This is a genomic window from Planococcus sp. S3-L1 (genome assembly GCF_030063085.1).
GTDB lineage: Bacteria > Bacillota > Bacilli > Bacillales_A > Planococcaceae > Planococcus > Planococcus kocurii.
In genome coordinates this window covers 73598-94872 of the sequence record NZ_JASISN010000011.1, presented here as the reverse complement: position 1 = coordinate 94872, position 21275 = coordinate 73598, and the positions used below count along the sequence as shown (strand labels likewise).

At 39.5% G+C, this 21275-nt stretch carries 18 protein-coding genes; 3 read left to right on the top strand and 15 right to left on the bottom strand.

All coding sequences use genetic code 11. The features are described 5' to 3' along the window. Nucleotides 1-53 precede the first annotated feature (53 nt). Together QMF37_RS11750 and QMF37_RS11745 are read right to left on the bottom strand one after the other, a co-directional pair. On the bottom strand, nucleotides 54-950 hold the full coding sequence (locus QMF37_RS11750) for a DMT family transporter (protein ID WP_283478383.1): 897 nt from the start codon (nucleotides 948-950) through the stop codon (nucleotides 54-56). A gap of 75 nt (nucleotides 951-1025) precedes the next feature. After that, nucleotides 1026-1877 carry an aminoglycoside phosphotransferase family protein gene (locus tag QMF37_RS11745; RefSeq protein ID WP_283478382.1) on the bottom strand — a complete coding sequence of 284 codons (852 nt, stop codon included), beginning with the start codon at nucleotides 1875-1877 and terminating at the stop codon, nucleotides 1026-1028. A 221-nt stretch (nucleotides 1878-2098) separates the two neighbouring features. Between QMF37_RS11745 and QMF37_RS11740 the strand changes: the two genes are divergently transcribed. Continuing rightward, nucleotides 2099-2512 (top strand): DUF305 domain-containing protein, encoded by a 414-nt coding sequence (locus QMF37_RS11740; protein ID WP_283478381.1) that lies wholly within the window; start codon nucleotides 2099-2101, stop codon nucleotides 2510-2512. Nucleotides 2513-2583: 71 nt separating this feature from the next. On the opposite strand, the gene QMF37_RS11735 is transcribed toward QMF37_RS11740, so the two are convergent. From QMF37_RS11735 to QMF37_RS11695, 9 genes are all read right to left on the bottom strand, one after another. Beyond that, complete coding sequence (locus QMF37_RS11735) at nucleotides 2584-3024, bottom strand: NUDIX hydrolase (protein ID WP_071154033.1); 441 nt, start codon at nucleotides 3022-3024, stop codon at nucleotides 2584-2586. 61 nt (nucleotides 3025-3085) lie between these two features. Continuing rightward, nucleotides 3086-3604 carry an NUDIX hydrolase gene (locus QMF37_RS11730; protein WP_283478380.1) on the bottom strand — a complete coding sequence of 173 codons (519 nt, stop codon included), beginning with the start codon at nucleotides 3602-3604 and terminating at the stop codon, nucleotides 3086-3088. A 134-nt stretch (nucleotides 3605-3738) separates the two neighbouring features. Next, entirely contained in the window at nucleotides 3739-5787 is a 2049-nt protein-coding gene (locus QMF37_RS11725) for a GAF domain-containing sensor histidine kinase (protein ID WP_283478379.1), read from the bottom strand. Nucleotides 5788-6015: 228 nt separating this feature from the next. Next, entirely contained in the window at nucleotides 6016-7947 is a 1932-nt protein-coding gene (locus QMF37_RS11720) for a fructose-bisphosphatase class III (protein ID WP_058386910.1), read from the bottom strand. A 510-nt stretch (nucleotides 7948-8457) separates the two neighbouring features. Continuing rightward, nucleotides 8458-9018, bottom strand: a complete 561-nt coding sequence (locus QMF37_RS11715) for a DNA-3-methyladenine glycosylase I (protein ID WP_071154031.1) — start codon at nucleotides 9016-9018, stop codon at nucleotides 8458-8460. Nucleotides 9019-9148: 130 nt separating this feature from the next. Then, a complete protein-coding gene (gene ilvA, locus QMF37_RS11710) occupies nucleotides 9149-10438 on the bottom strand; it encodes a threonine ammonia-lyase IlvA (RefSeq protein WP_058385451.1) in 1290 nt (429 codons plus the stop codon). Nucleotides 10439-10999: 561 nt separating this feature from the next. After that, on the bottom strand, nucleotides 11000-13426 hold the full coding sequence (gene parC / locus QMF37_RS11705; RefSeq protein ID WP_078080370.1) for a DNA topoisomerase IV subunit A: 2427 nt from the start codon (nucleotides 13424-13426) through the stop codon (nucleotides 11000-11002). After that, the gene (gene parE / locus QMF37_RS11700) at nucleotides 13423-15393 is read right to left on the bottom strand and encodes a DNA topoisomerase IV subunit B (protein WP_078080369.1); all 1971 of its coding nucleotides are present in this window, start codon (nucleotides 15391-15393) and stop codon (nucleotides 13423-13425) included. The genes parC and parE overlap by 4 nt, the downstream gene beginning before the upstream one ends. Before the next feature lie 119 nt (nucleotides 15394-15512). Further along, on the bottom strand, nucleotides 15513-15926 hold the full coding sequence (locus QMF37_RS11695) for a CoA-binding protein (protein WP_058385454.1): 414 nt from the start codon (nucleotides 15924-15926) through the stop codon (nucleotides 15513-15515). A gap of 130 nt (nucleotides 15927-16056) precedes the next feature. Here QMF37_RS11695 and plsY point away from each other — a divergent pair, with 130 nt between their 5' ends. Together plsY and QMF37_RS11685 are read left to right on the top strand one after the other, a co-directional pair. After that, entirely contained in the window at nucleotides 16057-16650 is a 594-nt protein-coding gene (gene plsY, locus QMF37_RS11690; RefSeq protein ID WP_058385455.1) for a glycerol-3-phosphate 1-O-acyltransferase PlsY, read from the top strand. Nucleotides 16651-16670: 20 nt separating this feature from the next. Continuing rightward, on the top strand, nucleotides 16671-16961 hold the full coding sequence (locus QMF37_RS11685) for a HesB/YadR/YfhF family protein (RefSeq protein ID WP_058385456.1): 291 nt from the start codon (nucleotides 16671-16673) through the stop codon (nucleotides 16959-16961). A 15-nt stretch (nucleotides 16962-16976) separates the two neighbouring features. Here QMF37_RS11685 and QMF37_RS11680 read toward each other — a convergent pair whose 3' ends face one another. The 4 genes from QMF37_RS11680 to QMF37_RS11665 all read right to left on the bottom strand — a co-directional run bounded on the left by QMF37_RS11680 (nucleotide 16977) and on the right by QMF37_RS11665 (nucleotide 21203). Continuing rightward, nucleotides 16977-17285: a hypothetical protein gene (locus QMF37_RS11680; RefSeq protein ID WP_071154030.1), complete on the bottom strand. Its 309-nt coding sequence runs from the start codon at nucleotides 17283-17285 to the stop codon at nucleotides 16977-16979. Continuing rightward, nucleotides 17269-17709, bottom strand: coding sequence for an acyl-CoA thioesterase (locus QMF37_RS11675; protein ID WP_058385458.1), 441 nt, complete (start codon nucleotides 17707-17709; stop codon nucleotides 17269-17271). The genes QMF37_RS11680 and QMF37_RS11675 overlap by 17 nt, the downstream gene beginning before the upstream one ends. A gap of 147 nt (nucleotides 17710-17856) precedes the next feature. Continuing rightward, entirely contained in the window at nucleotides 17857-20571 is a 2715-nt protein-coding gene (gene acnA, locus QMF37_RS11670) for an aconitate hydratase AcnA (protein WP_071154029.1), read from the bottom strand. Between the two features lie 128 nt (nucleotides 20572-20699). After that, nucleotides 20700-21203 carry a DinB family protein gene (locus QMF37_RS11665; RefSeq protein ID WP_071154028.1) on the bottom strand — a complete coding sequence of 168 codons (504 nt, stop codon included), beginning with the start codon at nucleotides 21201-21203 and terminating at the stop codon, nucleotides 20700-20702. Nucleotides 21204-21275: the final 72 nt, after the last annotated feature.

Here is a 21275-nt window from a genome sequence, read left to right as displayed (position 1 = left end):
TGGCATCGTTAAATTGTGCCTCTTACAATATATTGACCTTTCTTATACGATCATTATTCTAGATTTTTTGTAACGGGCACTTTCACGGCTCTTCGCTTTTCTGGCCAGTTCACAAGAAAAATCCCTGCAAAAATCAAACTCCCCCCAATAAAAAGCGGCAATCCAACATCTTCTCCTAACACGAACCATCCGGATACAATGCCAAAAAAAGGAGCTAAAAAGAGAAAAGCACTCACTTTTCCAGAATCTCCTTTTTGCAATAAATAAAACCAAATAGTAATTTGAACAATTGAAGCTGGAATAGAGAGCCACAATAAAATGGAAATAGATGTCGGGTTGATGACAAGGTAAGAGACTTCCAAGAAAAAGGAGCCAACCAGTAAAATAATACCTCCGAATAACATCTGGTAAGCGGTCAAGACCCACATATCAATGGAGCCTCCCCATTTCTTAATCAACAGTGTGCCGACTGACCAAAAAACAGCGCTTGAAAATCCAAATAAGGTACCGATTTGAAGATCTAAATGACTTCCCATTGTCACAAAAACACCCAAAAAGCCAACAAGCACGCCTAACCATTGAATGACTCGGTAACGCATACCCAGTGCGAGTGTACCGATTAATACCACGAGCAAAGGATTCATAAAAGTTAAAATAGCCGATTCGCCGGAAGTGATGGTTCGCAAGCTTAGAAAAATAGCACCCATGACACCAGCAGTTTGAACGGCACCGATAATGATGATTTTTCCCCACGTAGTTACAGTTTGAGGGTGATTTCTTTTAAACAATCTGACAAACAACATCATGATACTACCTGCAATCGTAAACCGGATGCCTGCTAATAACAAGGGGGATATGTAGAGTAAGCCAATTTTAGCTACTACAAAGGAAGAACCCATTAAACCCGTGGTCAGAATGACTAAAAAAGAGAACAGTAATTTGTCTTTCAATGTGCCACTCTCCTTTTTTAAGGGTGCGTTGTTTCTTGTTTATTTTTGTTAAAGACTAGTTTACTTCAGTGTTTGCTAATGGTTGTCGACGATTTCAGTCCAGTAATCCCAAACTTCTAAATAAGCTAGCCAATCAGCTGGATGATGCTTTAAACAAATAGCTAACCGTTGATACAACCCTATTCGTACTTCTTCATAGAGCTGCTTCGTATTAGATGTGTTAACAGTTAACTTGGCAGCTGCCGCATCAAATCCCTCTTTTGTTAAATCATACGGTGAAGAAAAGAAAGCGTAAATTAAATCATAATGTGGCCAGCCGAAAATCGGGGTTGGATCGATAATACCTGTTAATTGTTCTTCACTGACTAAAAAGTTATGAAATCCACAATCACCGTGAAGCAAATACGGAATTGGCTGCAAGTTCGCTTGTTCTCGCTTTGTTGGTACCGGAGCTTCTATATGTAGGCCTGCTCTTTTAAAACAAGGCGCCAACATTTCTTTTGCTGCTTCTACTTCTGCTGTTAAAAATTGTTCCCACGTGCTCACAGTTGCCCCTTGCCAGCCCCACTGTTCGTGTGTGGAAGTAGGCTGATAGCGATTGAGTAAACCCGAAACCAGATGTTGCATAAGTTTATTTTTACTACTGTTAAAGGATGTAGCAATCGCACCAGGAATATGTGTATAGACCATGAACTGAAAACCGGGATCGACAAGCGTGAGATCTGGTAGTAAGGGAATGGACTGATAAGTAGACAAAAAATCTACTTCTGCTTGAGTTGTTTCGGCTTTATTTATTTTGAGGACATGAGCTTTGTCATTTTCTTTAGTAAGCAGATAAACCTCACTCCTTGTTCCACCACTCAAAGCTGTGCACGTCCAATCCAGTTTGTCTCCATTCAGTTGGGTAAGAATTGTTGTTATATCCATTTATTGCTCCTCCGTTTAAATCAGATCAGTAGAATAAGCATACCATTATTCACATTGAAAATTTATACTAGTTAAATTAATCTGAATCAGTAACTTGCTTACTCGGTTAGATAATTAACCAATTGTGTATTTTTTATGGAGCTTATTCTGAGTAAATGAAGGTATACACATACTAAGTTCAGCTTGTTAGCAGACTCACGAGAGAAGGTGGAGAATTATTTGTGAATGCTTATGCGAAATTCGGTATAATGATTTTGACTTCAACTTTTTTGATGTATTGGTTAATGTTCTTGAATGTTTTTCAACTTGACCCTATTTTCTACAGTGAGACTCGCGTTTATATGGCCTTGATCATGGGATCGGTGATGGCAATTGTCATGCTGCTGTTCATGTGGCCAATGTACAAAAACAAAAAAACCAATACCGTGATTCTCGGAGGAAGTGCAGTTATATTCGCGCTTTCGCTATGGCTCGTCCGTAGCCAACTACTTGTAGAAGATGTTAACTTGACGAGTGAACGCGCCAACATTTCAGATCCTCGTGTTCGTGAACTGGCAGACTCAATTATCGAAGCACAACGTAAAGAAATTGCCGAAATGAAAAAGCTGATTAAAGATCTTGAAGACGAAGAATGATCAAAGTCAATTAACCAGAAAAGCCAAGAGCAGATTGGATGCTCTTGGCTTTTTCTATTGCTAGTTCCTTATTAAAAGGCAATAACAAATGGCTGTTTACGATCATCTAAACAATACTCAATTCTTTCTCTAAAGTTTCCCCAAGTAACCATTGCCAAAGCTTCGGCAATTGGATAAAAACCTACTAGTAGACTTTCAGCAGATGTTGTTGCTTGACCACCGACAGGTTTTGCTAAAAAAAGCATATTGCAAATTGAATTTTCCACATTTTGAAACACACCGCAAAATTTCTGGATTTCAATATCAATACCCGTTTCTTCTTTTACTTCTCGAATCGCAGCCATTTCAAGCGATTCTCTTTCTTCTACTTGTCCGCCTGGCATTTCCCATCCTCTACGTGGTCCTTTTATCAGTAATATCTCGCCTTCGTCATTTAGAACAATTGCTGCCGCAGACAAGATATGACTCGGAGGTAAGAAAGCTGGTGTCTCATCTTCATTACGTAGAACCATGTAACTTCACTCCTTAAATTTAGATAGAACCTGAATAAGTTTACTTAGCCAAAGTAACTCTTTACAATTCATTTCCAGCTATTTTTTCTATTGACCAACGATGACGTTTATATCGCTCCCATACGGTCGGAATAACTAATTGTTGACTGTTCATTTCTTCCCACTCTGCTAACGTTGCAAATTTAGCACCACACACCTCACCTGCTTGTAATTTTAAGTCTGTCAGGTTGAGCAGATTTGGACTTTTCCATACATAGCTATCTAAATAATAAGGATGTTTCTTCATGCTGCTAATGTGATGCAACTTGCTTGGTTCAGCGAATATGCCTGTTTCTTCTTCCAGTTCACGAACTGCTCCGATTCGACTGGTTTCTCCAGTCGTAATAGATCCACCTGTAAATTCCCATAGCAATGGATACGTTTTTGCCTCATCTCTTTGAGTAACTAATAGTTTTCCGTCTTTATTGAGTGTTAAAATTTCAACGACAATATGATATTCATCTTGCTCCACGAGTTCACCGCGGACATGTTTCTTGCCAAGTGGTTTTCTTGCTCCATCAACTAAATCCCAAATTTCCATAAGACTGGTTTCTCTACCTTCTGTTTATTCTGTCTTTCAATCGCAGATTACAACTTCCAACAAAAGGAACAGACCACACAAATCGCCAGCTCTATTCCTTTTATTGCGACAAGCTATAGCAAGAATACTAAGTTTCAAAATTGGAATTTAACGTAGAAAATGGTTCCTTGCTCGCTAGATTCTACTTCAATTTTTGCCTTATGACGTGCCGCGATTGCGTACGAAATACCCAATCCTAAACCTGTTCCGTTATCTTTTGTTGTATAAAAGGGTGTGCCGATTTTTTGCATGACTTCCTTGTCCATGCCGGTACCTTGATCTTCTATTTCAAGTACGACCTTTTTTCCGTCTTCTATATACGTTCGAATAGACAGCAGCTTTTCTGGCTTCATCGCCTCTAAACCATTTCGACATAAATTAATTAATAATTGACGAATTTCATCTCGGTTTAATAATAATTCGGGAATTTCCAATGTCTCAAATTCGATAAATTTGTTTTGATTAAACGTATCAATCTTTAATAACGGAGAGATGTCGTAGATGATGTCATTTAAATTTTGCATCTCCAAATCTGACGATCGGGTATTTCCCATCGATAAAAACTCCGAAATGATTGCGTTGGCACGGTCCAATTCATCGATCATTAAATCAAAATAAGGATTGAATTTCTGTAATTCATTGTTGTCGGTAAGTAATTGCAAAAATCCTCGAACAGTCGTCATTGGATTTCGAATTTCATGGCTTATTCCTGCAGCCATCTGCCCGATCAATTCCAAATTGGATAAACGCTTTAGTTCGTTCTCATAATTCTTTTTCTCTGTAGTATTTTTACATAAACAACAAATGCCGTCATCAAAAGGGTAGGCAACTAAATCGTAGCAATAGCCGTCTTCTGTAGATGAAATTTCAAAATGTACGGGCTCTCTATTAACCATGGCTTGAGAAAATTCTTTGTACAAAATCTTATTGAAATCATCTGGAAAAATAGACCATAATTTCTCGCCTAGTACATTTTCAGCCGTTTTTCCTATCGGCAGTTCTTGGTATTGATTGATGTATATAAATTCCCAGTCTTTGTTTAGCGCAAAAAAACCATCCATAATACTTTCAATTACACTGGTGACTTTGTCGTTGGCATTTGCCAATTCTTTAGTTCGTCTTTGGACACGAAGTTCTAACTGATCCATATAAGTTAAATTCGAATAAGTAAGTGCTGTCGTATCAATAATAGACTGTGCTAGATAGACCTGCGATCTCTCATCTGATTGAAGATTTTCCAGTAAACAAGCGATCATGACAACGCCAAAAACGTCGCCTTTGGAAATAAGTGGAATGAGAAGTAATTGACAGTTGTCTTCACTCGGAATAAATTTGGTATTCTTTTGGATAAATATTTCTTCAATAATTGTTACTTTGCCGTCATGAGGCTGAATTTCGTCTAGTATATTTTCCCATTCGGATTCTGTCCATTCGGATTTTTTGCTCATTTCTTTGAAACAAATAGTCTCCATATCATTGGGATTTCTTAAGTAAACTGCAACATTTTTGCACTTCACAGCCTTTTCTAAATAATAAAAACAAGTGTCCAAACTTTCTTTCACAGTTGAACATCTAGAAAGATCACGGTTAGCATCTAGTAACAATTGTTTCTCAGCAAGCAGCTGCTCTTTTTGTTTTAAATTATTGGCATTTTGAACTGCAACAGCTGCCATATTGACGTATGCTTCCACACTTTGTATTTGCAATTCTGTTAAATTCATCGGCTTTCCACGATCAAACAAAAAAACCAGTCCGAATAAATTTTGCTCATAAATAATGGGAAGACCGAGCAGCGAATGAATGTTAAACGCGGCGATCGCTGCAGGATCTGGACGTGGATCTACTGATGTATCCGGAATGTAAATAACTTGCTTTTTAGTTGCGATATCATGCGAAAATCGATCTGTGCTAAAATTGATTTTCTGTGAAGTGAGAGACTGTCCGTTGATGAATTGCGGTTTCCCAGCTACGGCGCTAAATACTCCATCACTATCAGGTAAATATATACCAATCGAGTCACATTGCACAATTTCTTCTGATATGGCTACCGAAACATGTTGCAACATATCACTCAATTCAAGCTTTGTATTAACAATTCTCGTTAGTTCTGCTAGTCTGGAATATCTATTTTGTTCTTTTAACATGGCTATTCGCTCCACTCTTAATCTTGATGAAGTAAAGAATACCAGTTGCATTGGATAAACTTCTCTATTTCATTCGTCTATTATTTCTGTAGCTTATCATAAAAAATATTGCGCCGGCTAACAATTTCTGATGTTTTTGCTACAAAATTGATTTTTCTAGTCAAAAATTTAAAAAAGGAAGAGACAGCGTTTTAGCTAAATCTCTTCCTTTTTTATTTTGCTCGGTCGTTACTTCATGTAGCGGTATTCCCTCAAACTGTTTAAATTAAAAATTTCTTGCATCAAACCATTTCCAATATTGGTTTCTCTAACTTTTTTACGCTCTAACTCTTCATCAACTAAGCGCTTAGCTGATAGTACATCTGTACCATTTTGCAAAACTTCTTCTTTTGAATTGAACAATTGATGAGCGACCAATTGCATGCCATAGGAGTTGTAAAGCAACGTATATCCGGCTATCCCTGTAGTCGATTGGTAAGCTTTCGAAAACCCTCCATCGATAACCAGCATTTTGCCGTTCGCTTTGATTGGGTTTTCTCCATCTCGCTCTTTAACAGGCGTATGGCCATTAATAATACGTCCATAATCCGGATTCATGTCAAACTCCGTCAATATTTTGCGACAAATTTCCTCGTCTTCCCGCAAATAATAATAAGGATTTTTGCGCTCTTTGTGCGTTTCTTTGTCTTTGATAAAGTAACGTTCAAATGTAGTCATTTCTCGTTTCCCAAAGAGTGACGAATACTCTCCGGTCCACAAATACCAAACCATATCTGTCGCAAAGTCATCAGTTTCTTCCGGATGAGCAAAAGAGTAACGGAGGTAACGTTCAAAGACATCTAGCAGTTCTCGTCCAGCATAGGATTTCCCTTCGATCTCCATTTTCTCCATATTGCCGTCTTCATCTAATGGAATACAACCATGAATCAATAAATTACCATTATACTTTAAATAAAGACTCCCTTTTTTCATCAAAAATTTCATGTGTCTTGCTAGTTTTTCTGAATGTTGAACTGAAAAAAGTAACTTGTCCATAACTTGTCTTTCTTCTTCAAGCAATTCGTCTGGCTGTTCCGGATTAATGGTCGTAAAACACGTTCCATCTAATGAATACGTGTTTCCATGAATCGTTGCCGTATTTTTTTCATAATCAACTTTTTCAAGCACTAAGCGATCCGTCATATCGAAACAAGCTCTTCTTTTGATAATTGGGCTTTCCAGCTTGAATTGGATAATTGAAATGGCCTGATGGATTTTAGTGATTTGCAACTGTTCTTGCTCTGTCATTTTTTCATCTGAAATTCTTTTTGGGCGAAAAGCTACATTGTCTTCATAGTATTTCTCCGCTAAATTCAACAACGGCCTCAAGTTGATGCCATACACGTCTTCAATAATATCTAGGTTATTATAACGCGCACATATCCGTAAAATATTCGCTAAGCACACTTTCGATCCAGCAAATGCTCCAATCCAAAGTACGTCATGATTTCCCCACTGAATGTCAACGGAATGGTAATCAATAAGTGTATCCACAATCTTATGCGGATCCGAACCTCGGTCGTAAATATCACCCACTACATGAAGATGGTCGACCACTAAACGTTGTGTCGTATAAGCCAAGCCAATAATTAGCTTGTCTGCCTGTCCTAAGGAAATGATTTGTGTCACCATTTTGGCGTAATAATCCTTTTTGTTCTTAAACTCGTCAGTCTTATATAGCAGTTCTTCTATAATATAGACAAATTGTTTTGGCAAAGCTTTACGCAGTTTTGAGCGTGTGTATTTGGAAGAAGCATAAGAAATCAATTTTAATAGCCGCTCGATAACTTCTATGTACCATTCCTGCAATTCTGCTTTACTGCTAAAATGGCTTTTAATCAACTGTAATTTTTCTTCAGGGTAGAAAACCAAAGTCGCAAATTCGTTTAGTTCTTCTTCACTCAGTTCATTTTTAAATAAATCCTTTATTTTTACTTTTACGTTTCCGGAACCATTGCGTAATACATGTTGAAATGCCTGAAACTCTCCGTGCAAATCGCTAACGAAATGCTCTGTTCCTTTTGGCAAATCTAAGATTGATTCGAGGTTAATGATTTCGGTAGCCACTTTTTCTTCGCAATCGTATTTTTGCGCTAACAAATCCAAATATTTTAAGTTCAACACCATGCATCCTCTCCTTGTCTATTTTTTATCGTTTAGCTATTGTGCTGATGAGAACCATTAAAATGCCCCCTAGTAATTCGGGCATCGACCAGTTCGAAAAGAATAACTAACTACTTTGCAATGCAGCTAGACTGTGTGTATTTAATTTGACTTTAAGGTTTACCATACAGCTCACTAAATCTTGTTCAAAAAGAGTTGTGTCTTATACCTCAGTTTACCCCAGAAACACCGCAATCTCTAGGTGATAAAAAAACCTTTGGAATTTTTGCCAAAAATCAATAGGAATTCTTTTGTCCTACTCAATTTTTTGTTTTAAATTCGTCTGATTTCACTATTTTATACTAGTTTTAATAGCTTTCTGAAAGAGATTAACAACTTCGCATATTCTGTTACAGTCATGCTAACACCCTTATCTACCTCTATTCTTCATTTATCTAAAAATTCCTTGTGAAATGACAAAAAAACAGAGAAGCATGGTGCGACTTCTCTGTTTTTTGTTGTGTTTCATTAACTCCGCATCCGGTAGTCGCAACTTTTAATATGATCATTGACCATGCCGATAGCTTGCATAAAAGAATAAGTCGTTACCGGTCCTACAAATTTAAAGCCCCGTTTTTTTAATTCTTTACTGAGCTTTACAGACAAAGCCGACTGCGCAGGAATCTGCGCATCGGTATCCCACTTATTGTCGATTGACTTGCCATCTGTAAAACTCCAAAGAAATGCTGCAAAACTACCCCATTCTCTAGAGAGATCTAAAATGGCTAGTGCATTAGTTCGTACTGATTGAAGTTTGGACCCATGCTTGATCACCGCAAAGTTTTCTTTTATAAAAGACAACTCTTCGTCCGTTAGCTCCGCACAATACGCGACGTCAAATTGGTGAAACGCTTCGCGATAAGCGTCTCTCTTTGATAAAACGATATTCCACGACAATCCTGCCTGTGCACCTTCAAGTACCAGCATCTCAAAAATGTACCGATCATCTGAGCTCACTCTGCACCATTCTTTATCATGATAGTCCTGCATAAGTGCGTTACGCTGCGCCCACAAACACCGATTCCCCATTTTCTCCCTCCATTCTTTTCGTGAACTTTAGTATTCTCGCACAGTTACTAGTTGGGACATTCCTCTATCCAAAACACATAAAAGGACACTTGCCCATCTACTAGGGCAGGCGTCCTTTTATGTAGTGTACTTAAATTAACAAGTTAAATAATAAGGAATCATTGTTAATGTCTTTATAAGGAAAGCCGTTTTCTGCCATACGTTTAACAAGTGGCTCATAGTCCTCTTGGCATTTCAATTCAATGCCCACTAAAACCGGACCTTGTTCACGATTTGTTCGTTTTGTGTATTCAAAATGCGTGATGTCGTCGGTATCGCCCAGTACCTCACCCATAAATTTACGTAGCGCACCTGCCCGTTGCGGGAAAGTGACGATGAAATAATGTTTCAAACCTTCATAAATCAAGGACTTTTCTTTAATTTCTTGCATCCGCTCGATGTCGTTATTGCCTCCACTAATGACGCAGACAATGTTTTTTCCTTTGATCTCTTCTTTATAAAAGTCAAGAGCGGCCACGGACAAAGCGCCTGCGGGTTCCGCGACAATTGCATTTTCGTTATATAGCTGTAAAATCGTTGTACAAACTTTGCCTTCTGGAATCAATACAATATCATCTAAAACTTCTGAACAGATAGCCATAGATAGATCGCCTACTTGTTTAACTGCTGCACCGTCAACAAACGTGTCAATTGTATCAAGACGCGTGACTTTACCGTGAGTTATAGATGTTTTCATACCCGGAGCACCTTCGGGTTCGACACCGATCAGTTTTGTTTTTGGGCTAATGCCTTTTAAATAAGAACCAACCCCTGAAGCTAATCCCCCTCCGCCAATTGCACAAAACATGTAGTCGATTGATTCTTGCATATCATTTAAAATTTCCACCGCAACGGTTCCTTGTCCGGCAATGATTCGGTTGTCATTAAAGGGATGGACAAATATTTTTTCTTCAGCGTTACAATATGCCATTGCTGCTGTGAACGAGTCATCAAACGTATCTCCTACCAATTCAACCGATACTTGGTCACCGCCAAAACGTTTTACTTGAGAAATTTTTTGGCGTGGTGTTGTTAAAGGCATAAAGATTTTCCCTTCGATGCCAAGGGCAAAGCACGAATATGCAACACCTTGTGCATGGTTGCCCGCACTGGCACAAACAACGCCTTTAGCACGTTCAGAAGCATTTAGACTACGGATAAAATTGTAAGCACCGCGCAACTTAAATGAACGAACAATTTGAAGATCTTCTCGTTTTAAATACACATTGCATTCATACCGTGCAGACAGCAATTCGTTTTTTTGCAAAGGTGTCTTGATGACAACATCTTTGAGCGCCTGGTTGGCTACCATAATTTCTTCTACCGATACTTTTGTTAACGTCACTTCTCTCTCAAGCTCTTTGATGTTGCTCTTAGTCATAGTTGTCACCCTCTTTTTTTAATTTATCTCACTACTCTACCACATCGAAGCGTCAAATTGGAGAGAAAATTGCGACAATTAAACAAAAAGTTAACGGATGAATATATAGCTTCTACAAGTTTATGCGTCTCTTGACATTGGATTCTATTTATTTAACATCCTTAATAATTGCCGACTGCATGCATCATCAGACAGTTGAACATCTTCTAAAAAAATTATTCATCAACTATTATTAAAGATAAATATTATTCATATCATTTCATCAATCGATCCCAGAAGTCGTTCTTCTAATTATTCAATTGCTTGCAACAATACATATTATTCGTTAATGCAAGTATGAATAAAAAGATTGAATGATGAATATCCGTTATTATATTCATTTCGAATCCCGCTATTCAAAAGATTGGTTTCAGTGACAGTAAGATTGAAGTTGCTCCTACAGCAAGTAGAATAGCTGAATAATCCAAACTTATAAGCTGTTATTTAGTTTAGTTGGACTTAGCATGCAGTTAAGCTGATGAATAGAAAACCCCTCTTGCTATTTACAAGAGGGGTTCCAATTTATTCTTTTACTGCTACTCGATAAGCTGTAGTTACTTCGCCATCTGTTGCTTCATCAGCTATAAATGAACCATTTGAATACCGATCCACATTTTTCAATGCGTTAGCGACCAGCGGAATTCGAATGCCTTTGTTAGTTTCTAAAATAATTCCCTCTTTTCCTGTTGCACCAATAACGGCAACTACACGATGAGGGTTCGACTTTAGTTCACGTAGCATAACTACGCCACGCTTCGCACGACTGCCACTTTCAAACTCCTGTAGCTTCATTTTCTTCGCTGAACCACGATGAGTAATGAGGACAAGTTCCTGTTTAACTTCTGGATCGATTAGAACAGCAGATACAGCTTCGTCATCATCTTTCAAGCTGATGCCTTTAACGCCCCCTGTTCGAAGTCCAGTAAGTGGCACTTCGTCTAATGGGAAACGAACACCGTAAGCTTGTTTCGTACCAATAAATAATTCAGTTTCTTTTGTAACCAATGCTGCATAAATCATAGAATCACCAGATTTAAGATTCATGGTTTTAACCGTTCTTGAATACCGTTGAATCTGATAATCTTTCAATGCTGACCGTTTGACTTGACCCATTTTTGAGACAGTTAAAATACTGCCATCTGTTTCAAAATTCTCAAATGGGTAAACAGCAAGTATAGATTCATTCGCCTCTAGTTGAATAATACTTGATAAATGTTGGCCCAAGTCTTTCCATTTGATATCAGGCAACTCGTTAATTGGCTGGAAAACAAAGTTACCTGCTGTAGTAAAAATTAGAATCGTATGCTGTGTATTCAGATTGCCTTCAAATAGCAATCGATCTGACTCTTTCATTGCAAAATCTTTGCCATTCGAAGCGGCGTGTGAACGTGTACTCGTACGTTTTACATACCCTTCTCTAGTAACAGTTACCACCACTTCTTCGCTCGGAATCATGATTTCACGTGTAATGGTAATCTCTTCGATTTTATCTTCAATAACCGAACGACGCGGCTCTGCAAATTGCTTTCGAATACTGGCCAATTCTTTTTTGATAATATTTTTTAATTTAGTTGAACTAGTTAAGATTCCCGTTAGTTCAGCAATCAGTTTTTTTAAATCGCTTTCTTCTTTTTGCAGGTCGGTAATATCGGTATTGGTCAATCGGTATAGTTGCAAAGAAACAATCGCTTCCGCTTGTGCCTCTGAAAAATCATAAGACGCAATTAAATTATTTTTGGCATCGCGCTTGTCTGTTGAAGAACGGATGGTTTTAATAACTTTATCAAGAATCGACAGAGCTTTCATCAAGCCTTCGACAATGTGCATGCGGTCACTAGCTTTTTGCAAATCAAATTCAGAACGTTTCGTAATAACTTCTTTCTGGTGTTCAATATAAGCATCTAACATAGTCTGCAAAGTCATCATCGTTGGACGACGCTTGTAGATTGCTACCATGTTAAAGTTGTAGCTGACTTGTAAATCCGTGTTTTTATAAAGATAGCTCAAAATCCCTTGTGCTTGTACATCTTTTTTCAATTCAATTACAATGCGCAATCCCGTTCTGTCGGATTCGTCGCGCACTTCCGAAATACCTTCGAGCTTACGATCAAAGCGATGATCGTCAATTTTTTTAATCATTGTCGCTTTATTTACTTCAAACGGAATTTCCGTAATGACAATTTGTTCCTTGCCACCTTTTAACGGTTCTATTCGAGCTTTTGAACGAACGATAATTTTACCTTTTCCGGTCTCATAAGCTTTTTTAATCCCGTCGATTCCTTGGATAATACCACCTGTTGGAAAATCTGGACCTTTTATGACAGTCATTAGTTCAGCAACAGTCGCTTGCGGATTATCTATGCGCATCAATACAGCGTCAAGAGCTTCATGCAGCGCATGCGGCGGAATATCGGTCGCGTATCCAGCAGAAATTCCTGTCGATCCGTTAACTAAAAGGTTCGGAAAACGTGCTGGTAAAACGGTTGGTTCCATGTCCGAATCATCAAAATTTGGGATAAAATCCACTGTGCGTTTATCAATGTCGCGCAGCAACTCAGAAGAAATAGCAGACAAACGAGCTTCCGTATAACGCATCGCAGCTGGCGAGTCACCGTCCATTGACCCGTTATTTCCATGCATTTCAACGAGCATGTGACGGATTTTCCAGTCCTGGCTTAAACGCACCATCGCTTCGTAAACAGAGCTGTCTCCGTGTGGATGGTAGTTACCTATAACATTACCGACAGTTTTGGCCGATTTACGAAACGCTTTATCGTTGGTATTGCCTTCATGATACATTGCGTATAAAATGCGGCGCTGAACAGGTTTTAATCCATCACGAGCATCTGGAAGTGCTCGGTCCTGGATAATGTATTTACTATACCGGCCAAACCGATCGCCAATTACTTCTTCTAATGGCAAATCTTGAAATCGTTCGGTTTGTGTCATACAACTTCCTCCTCAGCGTGAATCAAATCATTTTCAAGTATGTTGCTGTCATCTTCTAATCCAAAGTCGACGTTGTTTTCAATCCATCGTCTTCTTGGTTCAACTTTATCCCCCATCAACGTAGTAATGCCACGCTCTGCACGCGCACTATCTTCAATCGTTACACGAATAAGTGTACGGGTTTCGGGGTTCATCGTCGTTTCCCATAATTGGTCTGCGTTCATCTCGCCCAAACCTTTATAGCGCTGCAAGGTGTAGCCTTTACCAACTTTTTTAATCGATGCATCTAGATCGGCTTCCGTCCAGGCATAGTCGATTACTTCTTTTTTACCGACACCTCGAGAAACTTTGTATAACGGCGGCAAGGCGATAAACACTTTGCCCGCCTCTATTAATGGCTTCATGTAACGGAAGAAAAACGTCAAAAGTAGCACTTGGATATGCGCGCCATCAGTATCAGCATCGGTCATGATAATGACTTTATTGTAGGCAATGTCATCGATTGAAAAGTCGGAAGAAACACCCCCACCAATTGCATGGATAATCGTCGAAATCTCTTCGTTTTTCATAATTTCTTCCAATTTGGCTTTTTCGGTATTTACAACCTTACCGCGCAGTGGCAGAATGGCTTGGAAAGTTCTGTCGCGTCCTTGTTTTGCAGAACCACCGGCAGAGTCTCCCTCCACAAGGTACAGTTCATTTTTAGAAGCGTTACGGGATTGGGCAGGTGTTAATTTGCCAGATAGTAATGCATCTGATTTTTTGCGTTTTTTGCCGTTTCGCGCGTCTTCTCGTGCTTTTCGAGCTGCCAAACGAGCTTGAGACGCACGAATTGCTTTCCGCACAAGCGAAGCACTAAGATCTGCATTTTCTTCCAAAAAGTACATTAACTTTTGTGAAACGACTGAATCGACAATGCTGCGGGCTTCACTCGTCCCTAGTTTACTTTTTGTTTGACCTTCAAACTGTAGCATTGCTTCTGGAATACGCACTGAAATAATCGCTGCTAATCCTTCGCGAATATCAGAGCCTTCTAAGTTTTTATCTTTGTCTTTTAATAAATTAATCTTTCTAGCGTAGTCATTAAAGACACGTGTCATAGCTGCTTTTGCACCAGTTTCATGCGTACCACCATCACGAGTCCGGACGTTGTTAACGAACGATAAGATGGTTTCAGAATAGCCATCGTTAAACTGGAACGAAAATTCGATTTCCATTTCGTCCTGCTGACCTTCGATGTAAGCTACTGGATGCAGCACATCTTTTTCTTCGTTGAGGTAAGCGACAAATGCCTCAATTCCTGTTTCGTAATGAAAAATGTCTTTGGATTGTGTTCGTTGATCGACTAACTCGATTTTTAGTCCCTTTAATAAGAAAGCAGACTCACGCAATCGTTCAGAAAGCGTTTCATAATTGTATTTAGAGACAGAGAAAATAGACTCATCTGGCAAGAAATGAATCATTGTGCCTGTTTCTTTTGTCGAACCAATTTCCTCTAAAGTTGTGGCAGGCTTGCCACCCTTTTCAAAGCGCTGACGATATTTTTTGCCGTCACGGTAAATGGTCACTTCTAAAAAACTGGATAAGGCGTTGACAACAGATGCGCCAACACCATGCAAACCACCACTTGTTTTATAGCCACCTTGTCCGAACTTGCCGCCTGCATGCAAGACTGTCAGAATTACTTCAGGTGTAGGTTTTCCGCTCCGGTGCATACCGGTAGGCATACCACGCCCAAAATCCCTCACACTGATGCTGTTATCTTCGTGAATCGTAACGGCAATTTTATCTCCGTGTCCTGCAAGCGCTTCATCTACCGAGTTGTCAACAATTTCATAGACCAAATGGTGTAGTCCTCGCGTATCTGTAGAACCGATATACATACCCGGACGTTTTCGAACGGCATCTAAGCCTTCGAGTACTTGAATTGCTTCTTCGTTGTATGCCGTATTTTGAATTTTAGCCATCTAATTCCCTCCAACAAACATTTGTTCGCTTTTTAATCTCTCTTTATCGTATTCTATTTTCAGGTCATCTGTCAAACTTCATAGAAAAAGAGCGCCAAGCGCCCTTTAGCGGTGATGCCTTATTTCAGAATGGCGTGTTCCACTTTGACACAACGATCCATAATGACAGTATAGCCTGCATCGCTGAGTCGATTAAAGACATTTTCATCTACTACATTTAGTTGTGTCCAAAATACAGGACACTCCATTTTCATAAATTCATTTGCGATATCTTCTAGAAACTCACTGCGCCTAAACACGTTAACGATATCTACTTTGCCCGGAATGTCACTTAACGAAGCATAACTTTTCTCACCCAGCACAACATCTGCTAGTGGATTTACCGGAATGATACGATATCCTGCTCGTTGCATAGATTCTGAGACGATATAGGAAGTTCTGCTAGGGTTTGGGCTAAGGCCAACAACCGCAATGGTTTTTGCCTGATCGAGTATTTTTTTAATTTCTACACGGCTAGGGTTGTTCAAAATCATCACCTGTCCTTTTTATTCTATCATACACGATTTTGTTCTGTCTGTTGAATAATGTGTCGTCTATTGTTTAAAGAACTTCAGTCATGGTAAACTAAAACTACAAAATAAGCTTGTTGTAAAGGAGTTCCTCATGACGATATTGCTGCCTATTCTATTAGCTTACCTGCTTGGCTCGATTCCTTCTGCCTTATGGATCGGAAAATTATTCTATAACACAGACATCCGTACAAAAGGAAGTGGCAATTTAGGAGCTACAAATACCTTTCGGACACTCGGAAAAAAAGCAGGAATTGTTGTAACAATACTAGATATCTTAAAAGGAACAGCGGCTACACTAATTCCTTTTTATATCGCTACTGATATTCACCCCTTATTACTTGGTGTCATTGCTGTTATTGGTCACATTTATCCCGTGTTTGCTAAGTTTAAAGGAGGCAAAGCAGTTGCCACTTCTGGCGGCATTTTGATCGGTTATCAATGGCCATTGTTTATTATGGCGGTTGCTGTGTTCTTAGTTGCATTAAAAATCACAAAAATGGTATCATTATCTTCAATTATATTGGCGGTCGTTTTTATCGTTTACATTTCCATTTACACAATTTTTTCAGCAGATTACTTGTTTATGGCCGTGATTTATGTTTTAGCGCTATTCATTATTTTCCGTCACCGCGCCAACATTACCCGAATTCGAGCTGGCACGGAACCCAAAATCAGCTGGATGTAACCAGTGGAAGGACGTGTAATATGCAAATTAACATTAGCAACGACGCTCTCGATTGGTTTAAGAAAGAAATGGAAGTCGTATCGGGGGAAGCTGTTCGCTTTTTTGTCCGGTACGGCGGTTCAAGCAAACTGCAGCCTGGTTTTTCATTGGGAGTCACAAAAGATCAACCAAATGAAATAGCAGCCAAAGTAGAGCAAGATAAAGTTATTTACTTTGTTGAACAAAACGATGTTTGGTATTTTGATGGACACAATCTTGATGTCAGTGTTAACGATGACTTACACGAACTCGATTATTCATACACAAAATAAAAAAGCATGAGCTATTCATGCTTTTTTATTTTGCAGTTTATTCAGTTGCTCTAAATGGCCCTCACGTTGCAAAATTTCACGTTGGCGTTCGCCAAACAAATCAAAATGCGGATAATCCCCCCGTAAATCCATCCATTGACGTTGCAACCCGTACTGTTTCCCCCAATTTTCCAACTTATTTAAGTCGCAGCACCCCACTTTTGTGACCGTACTGCATCCTGGGAAACGATCATCTACCCAATAATGAGTCAAAAATGAAATTTCACCGCTCTCGACTCCTTGTTTCCAACATTCTAGTTCGTATCGTTTAATTCCGAACGCCATCTGGCACCTGCTTTTTGATTTCTTCGTATTTTTTATGCCATTCGGGGTTAACTTTTTGAATAGAAATCGGTCGGAATGACTCTTTTTTAACAACAATATGCTCAGACATTGCGGTTGCGGCAATTGTTCCGTCTTCGTGAATGATTTCATAGCCGTATTTTGTCCGCAAACGGCCGTGCTCCTCTACCCATGTTCGCACAAACGCTTTTTGGCCATATCGTAGAGCTGCCTTGTATTGAATGGAGATATCCATTACGGGTGATAGGTATCCATCTTTCTCCATACCAGCGTATGTAAAGCCTATATCTTCAATCAACTTGGTACGTCCTATCTCTAGCCAAATAATATAATTGGCATGATAGACGACGCCCATTTGATCGGTTTCTGCGTAACGGATTTCAATTTCTTTTTCACTTATAAACATGTCTATTTCACCTCTTTATCAGTATACAAGAAATTTCTTTTTGGTTGTACCAAATCAATTTCTTTAACTCCTTGGCTACAGCAAATAACCGATTACAAAGAGAAATAAGCTGTCGGGAAATTCCCCGGCAGCTTATTGAGTTGGTTCTTATACTTCTAGTAATTTGTTACGTAGCACCATTTGCAAGATACCGCCGTGACGGAAATAATCTACTTCCACTTCAGAATCAAAGCGTGCGAGTACTTGGAACTCCGTTACATTACCGTCTTCAGCAGTAGCTGTAACCGTAAGAACGTCGCGTGGTTTCACGTCATCAGTCAAGTTAACACTGATTGTTTCGCGTCCAGTTAATCCAAGAGAATCTGCGCTTTCGCCGTTAACGAATTGTAATGGTAGAACTCCCATCATTACAAGGTTTGAACGGTGAATACGCTCATAGCTTTCTGCGATAACTGTTTTGATGCCTAAAAGGAAGGTTCCTTTAGCTGCCCAGTCACGAGAAGAACCCATGCCGTAATCTTTACCAGTCAAGACTACAAGTCCTGTGCCTTGCTCCTGATACTTCATCGCTGCGTCATAAATCGCCATTGTTTCGCCCGTTGGCCAGTAAGTTGTGTACCCACCAGTTGTATCTGGTGCTACTTGGTTACGGATACGGATGTTCGCAAATGTTCCGCGCATCATAACTTCGTGGTTACCACGACGAGATCCGTAAGAGTTAAAGTTACGAGGCTCAACGCCGTTCTCGCGAAGATATAAACCTGCTGGCGTATCTTTACCAATCGCACCAGCTGGTGAAATATGGTCAGTCGTGATAGAATCTGCAAATTTCGCAACTACACGTAAGCCAGACAACGCTTGGATTGGAGCCGGTTCTTTAGAAAGTCCTTCAAAGAATGGCGGGTTTTGGATATATGTTGAGTTTGAATCAAATGCATACAATGAATCGTCATTTGTTTCAATCGCATTCCATGCTTCGTTTTCGTTAAATACATGCTCGTATTCTTTACGGAACAATTCTGGAGTAACCGTATCTTTCACTGTTTTCTTGATTTCTTCAGTTGTTGGCCAGATGTCTTTGAAGAAGACATCTTTACCTTCTTTGTCTTTACCAATTGGATCTACTGCAAAGTCGATATCCACTGTTCCAGCAAGTGCATAAGCTACAACTAGCATTGGAGATGCCAAGTAGTTTGCTTTGACAAGTGGGTGAATACGTCCTTCAAAGTTACGGTTACCAGACAATACAGACGATACCAGTAAATCGTTATCAAGAATTGCTTCTTCGATTTCTGGAAGCAATGGTCCTGAGTTACCGATACATGTTGTGCAGCCATATCCGACTAAGTTAAAGCCGATTTGGTTCATGTAATCTAGTAAACCAGAATCGTTCAAGTAACCAGTAACGACTTTAGATCCTGGAGCTAATGAAGTTTTCACATAAGCAGGTGGCGTTAATCCTTTTTCTACTGCTTTTTTCGCTACTAATCCAGCACCTAGCATTACGTATGGGTTAGAAGTGTTTGTACAAGACGTAATCGCTGCAATTGCCAGTGCACCGGTCTTCATTTCAGCAGTTCTGCCGTCTTTAAAGTTAACCGTTGCTGTTTTCGCAATTTCAGCTTCATCTAATGCAAAACCATGTGGCCCTTCTTCGCCTGTTACAGCTTTGTTGAACTCAGTTTTCATTTGAGATAACGGAATCAAATCTTGTGGACGTTTCGGTCCTGCAAGGTTTGGTTCGATTTCAGTAAGGTCAATTTCCACAAGGTCTGTGTAGATTGGTTCTTCGTTATCGACTGTAAAGAACATGTCGTTTGCTTGCAAATAGGTTTTTGTTACAGCAATTTGATCTGCATCACGTGCAGTTAAACGCATGTAATCAAGTGCTTCTTCGTCTACTGGGAAGAATCCGCAAGTAGCGCCGTATTCTGGAGCCATGTTGGCAATTGTTGCACGGTCGGCAAGTGGCAGTGTTGTAACACCAGGGCCGAAGAACTCAACAAATTTACCAACTACACCTTTTTTACGTAATGTTTGCGTCACTTTTAATGCCAAATCGGTAGCTGTTGCACCGTTTGGAAGTTCGCCTGTCATTTTAACGCCGATAACTTCTGGAATTGGGAAGTAAGAAGGTTGTCCAAGCATTCCCGCTTCAGCTTCAATACCACCAACGCCCCATCCAAGAACTCCGATTCCGTTAATCATTGTTGTATGAGAATCTGTACCAAACAATGTATCAGGGAAAGTTTCGAATGTGCCATCTGAGTTTTCTACAGCATGAACAACGTTTGCCAAGTACTCAAGGTTTACTTGGTGAACGATACCAGTTGCTGGTGGAACTGCACGGTAGTTATCGTATGCTTTTTGAGCCCAGCTAAGGAACTGGTAACGCTCGGCGTTGCGCTCAAATTCAAGCTCCATGTTGATACGAAGTGCATCTTGTGTCCCGTAGTTATCAACTTGTACCGAGTGATCAATTACAAGATCAACTGGAATTTCAGGGTTGATTTTGTCCGGGTCTCCACCCATTTCAGCCATAGCTGAACGAAGTGCAGCCAAATCAACGACTACTGGTACGCCTGTGAAATCTTGCAAGATAACGCGTGAAGGTTTGAATGGAACTTCTGCCTCTTTGTTCGCATCTTTGCCCCATTTTGCTAATTCTTCAACGTGCTCGTCTTTGATAACATATCCATCATGCTGACGCAATACAGATTCCAATAGAACTTTAATCGAATAAGGAAGGCGTGATACTTTAGCGATCCCTGCTTCTTCTAATGCAGCTAAACGATAATAATTATACGTTTTGCCGTTAAGCTCAAAAGAAGTGCGGCTGTTGTGCAAGCTGCTCTTTGCCATATGTGTGTTCCTCCTTTGAATCTTCTGAAAAGCCCGTGGTAGCGCTTCTCTCCTCTTCTATCATACCGAATGCAGGAGCATAAGTAAATTACATTAAAATTATAGAATGTGATAAGTTTTTTGAATGACTATTCTTTTTCGCCATCAAGTTTTCTTAAGGTCTTCTCTAACTGCTTAAAGTGGCGCTTTTCATGCAGTCCAACAAATGGAAACCATTGGCTCAGTGGAACTTTTCCGAATACCGGATGATCCATTGATTTTTGTGCAAGTTGTTCCGGCGTTGCTAAGCCATATACTTCGTACAAGAAATTATGCGAGTCATTTAATCGTTTTTTCATTTCTTCTAGTGTGACAAAATCGCTCGTAGGAATAACATTTTTGGGCGCCTCCACTTTAAACGACCGATTGGCTGTTAATGCAATTGGTTTTTTAAGAGCTTTTTCACTGGCATCGTTTTTAAGTTCTAGGGAAACACCTTTTGCAACTGTCGTTTCCATAAGTTGAAGATGATCTAAAATCTGAAGAGCTGACCATTCTTCCGCTGATGGTTTCTGGTTTAGTTTTTCATCCGTCATCCCTTCTACTGCCTGAAGAATTTGATTTCTGATTTTCGCATTATCTTCTTTGAACATGTTTTTTCCACCTTTTTTGTCTGATTGCCTATCTCTCTTAACATACCCTAATCTATTCGAATTATATACATT

Excerpts from the sequence above, each read along its gene's own strand:
- QMF37_RS11745 (WP_283478382.1), bottom strand. The coding sequence starts at position 1,877 with ATGGATATAACAACAATTCTTACCCAACTGAATGGAGACAAACTGGAT.
- QMF37_RS11735 (WP_071154033.1), bottom strand. The coding sequence starts at position 3,024 with ATGGTTCTACGTAATGAAGATGAGACACCAGCTTTCTTACCTCCGAGT.
- QMF37_RS11730 (WP_283478380.1), bottom strand. The coding sequence starts at position 3,604 with ATGGAAATTTGGGATTTAGTTGATGGAGCAAGAAAACCACTTGGCAAG.
- QMF37_RS11725 (WP_283478379.1), bottom strand. The coding sequence starts at position 5,787 with ATGTTAAAAGAACAAAATAGATATTCCAGACTAGCAGAACTAACGAGA.
- QMF37_RS11715 (WP_071154031.1), bottom strand. The coding sequence starts at position 9,018 with ATGGGGAATCGGTGTTTGTGGGCGCAGCGTAACGCACTTATGCAGGAC.
- ilvA (WP_058385451.1), bottom strand. The coding sequence starts at position 10,438 with ATGACTAAGAGCAACATCAAAGAGCTTGAGAGAGAAGTGACGTTAACA.
- parC (WP_078080370.1), bottom strand. The coding sequence starts at position 13,426 with ATGACACAAACCGAACGATTTCAAGATTTGCCATTAGAAGAAGTAATT.
- parE (WP_078080369.1), bottom strand. The coding sequence starts at position 15,393 with ATGGCTAAAATTCAAAATACGGCATACAACGAAGAAGCAATTCAAGTA.
- QMF37_RS11695 (WP_058385454.1), bottom strand. The coding sequence starts at position 15,926 with ATGATTTTGAACAACCCTAGCCGTGTAGAAATTAAAAAAATACTCGAT.
- plsY (WP_058385455.1), top strand. The coding sequence starts at position 16,057 with ATGACGATATTGCTGCCTATTCTATTAGCTTACCTGCTTGGCTCGATT.
- QMF37_RS11685 (WP_058385456.1), top strand. The coding sequence starts at position 16,671 with ATGCAAATTAACATTAGCAACGACGCTCTCGATTGGTTTAAGAAAGAA.
- QMF37_RS11680 (WP_071154030.1), bottom strand. The coding sequence starts at position 17,285 with ATGGCGTTCGGAATTAAACGATACGAACTAGAATGTTGGAAACAAGGA.
- QMF37_RS11675 (WP_058385458.1), bottom strand. The coding sequence starts at position 17,709 with ATGTTTATAAGTGAAAAAGAAATTGAAATCCGTTACGCAGAAACCGAT.
- acnA (WP_071154029.1), bottom strand. The coding sequence starts at position 20,571 with ATGGCAAAGAGCAGCTTGCACAACAGCCGCACTTCTTTTGAGCTTAAC.
- QMF37_RS11665 (WP_071154028.1), bottom strand. The coding sequence starts at position 21,203 with ATGTTCAAAGAAGATAATGCGAAAATCAGAAATCAAATTCTTCAGGCA.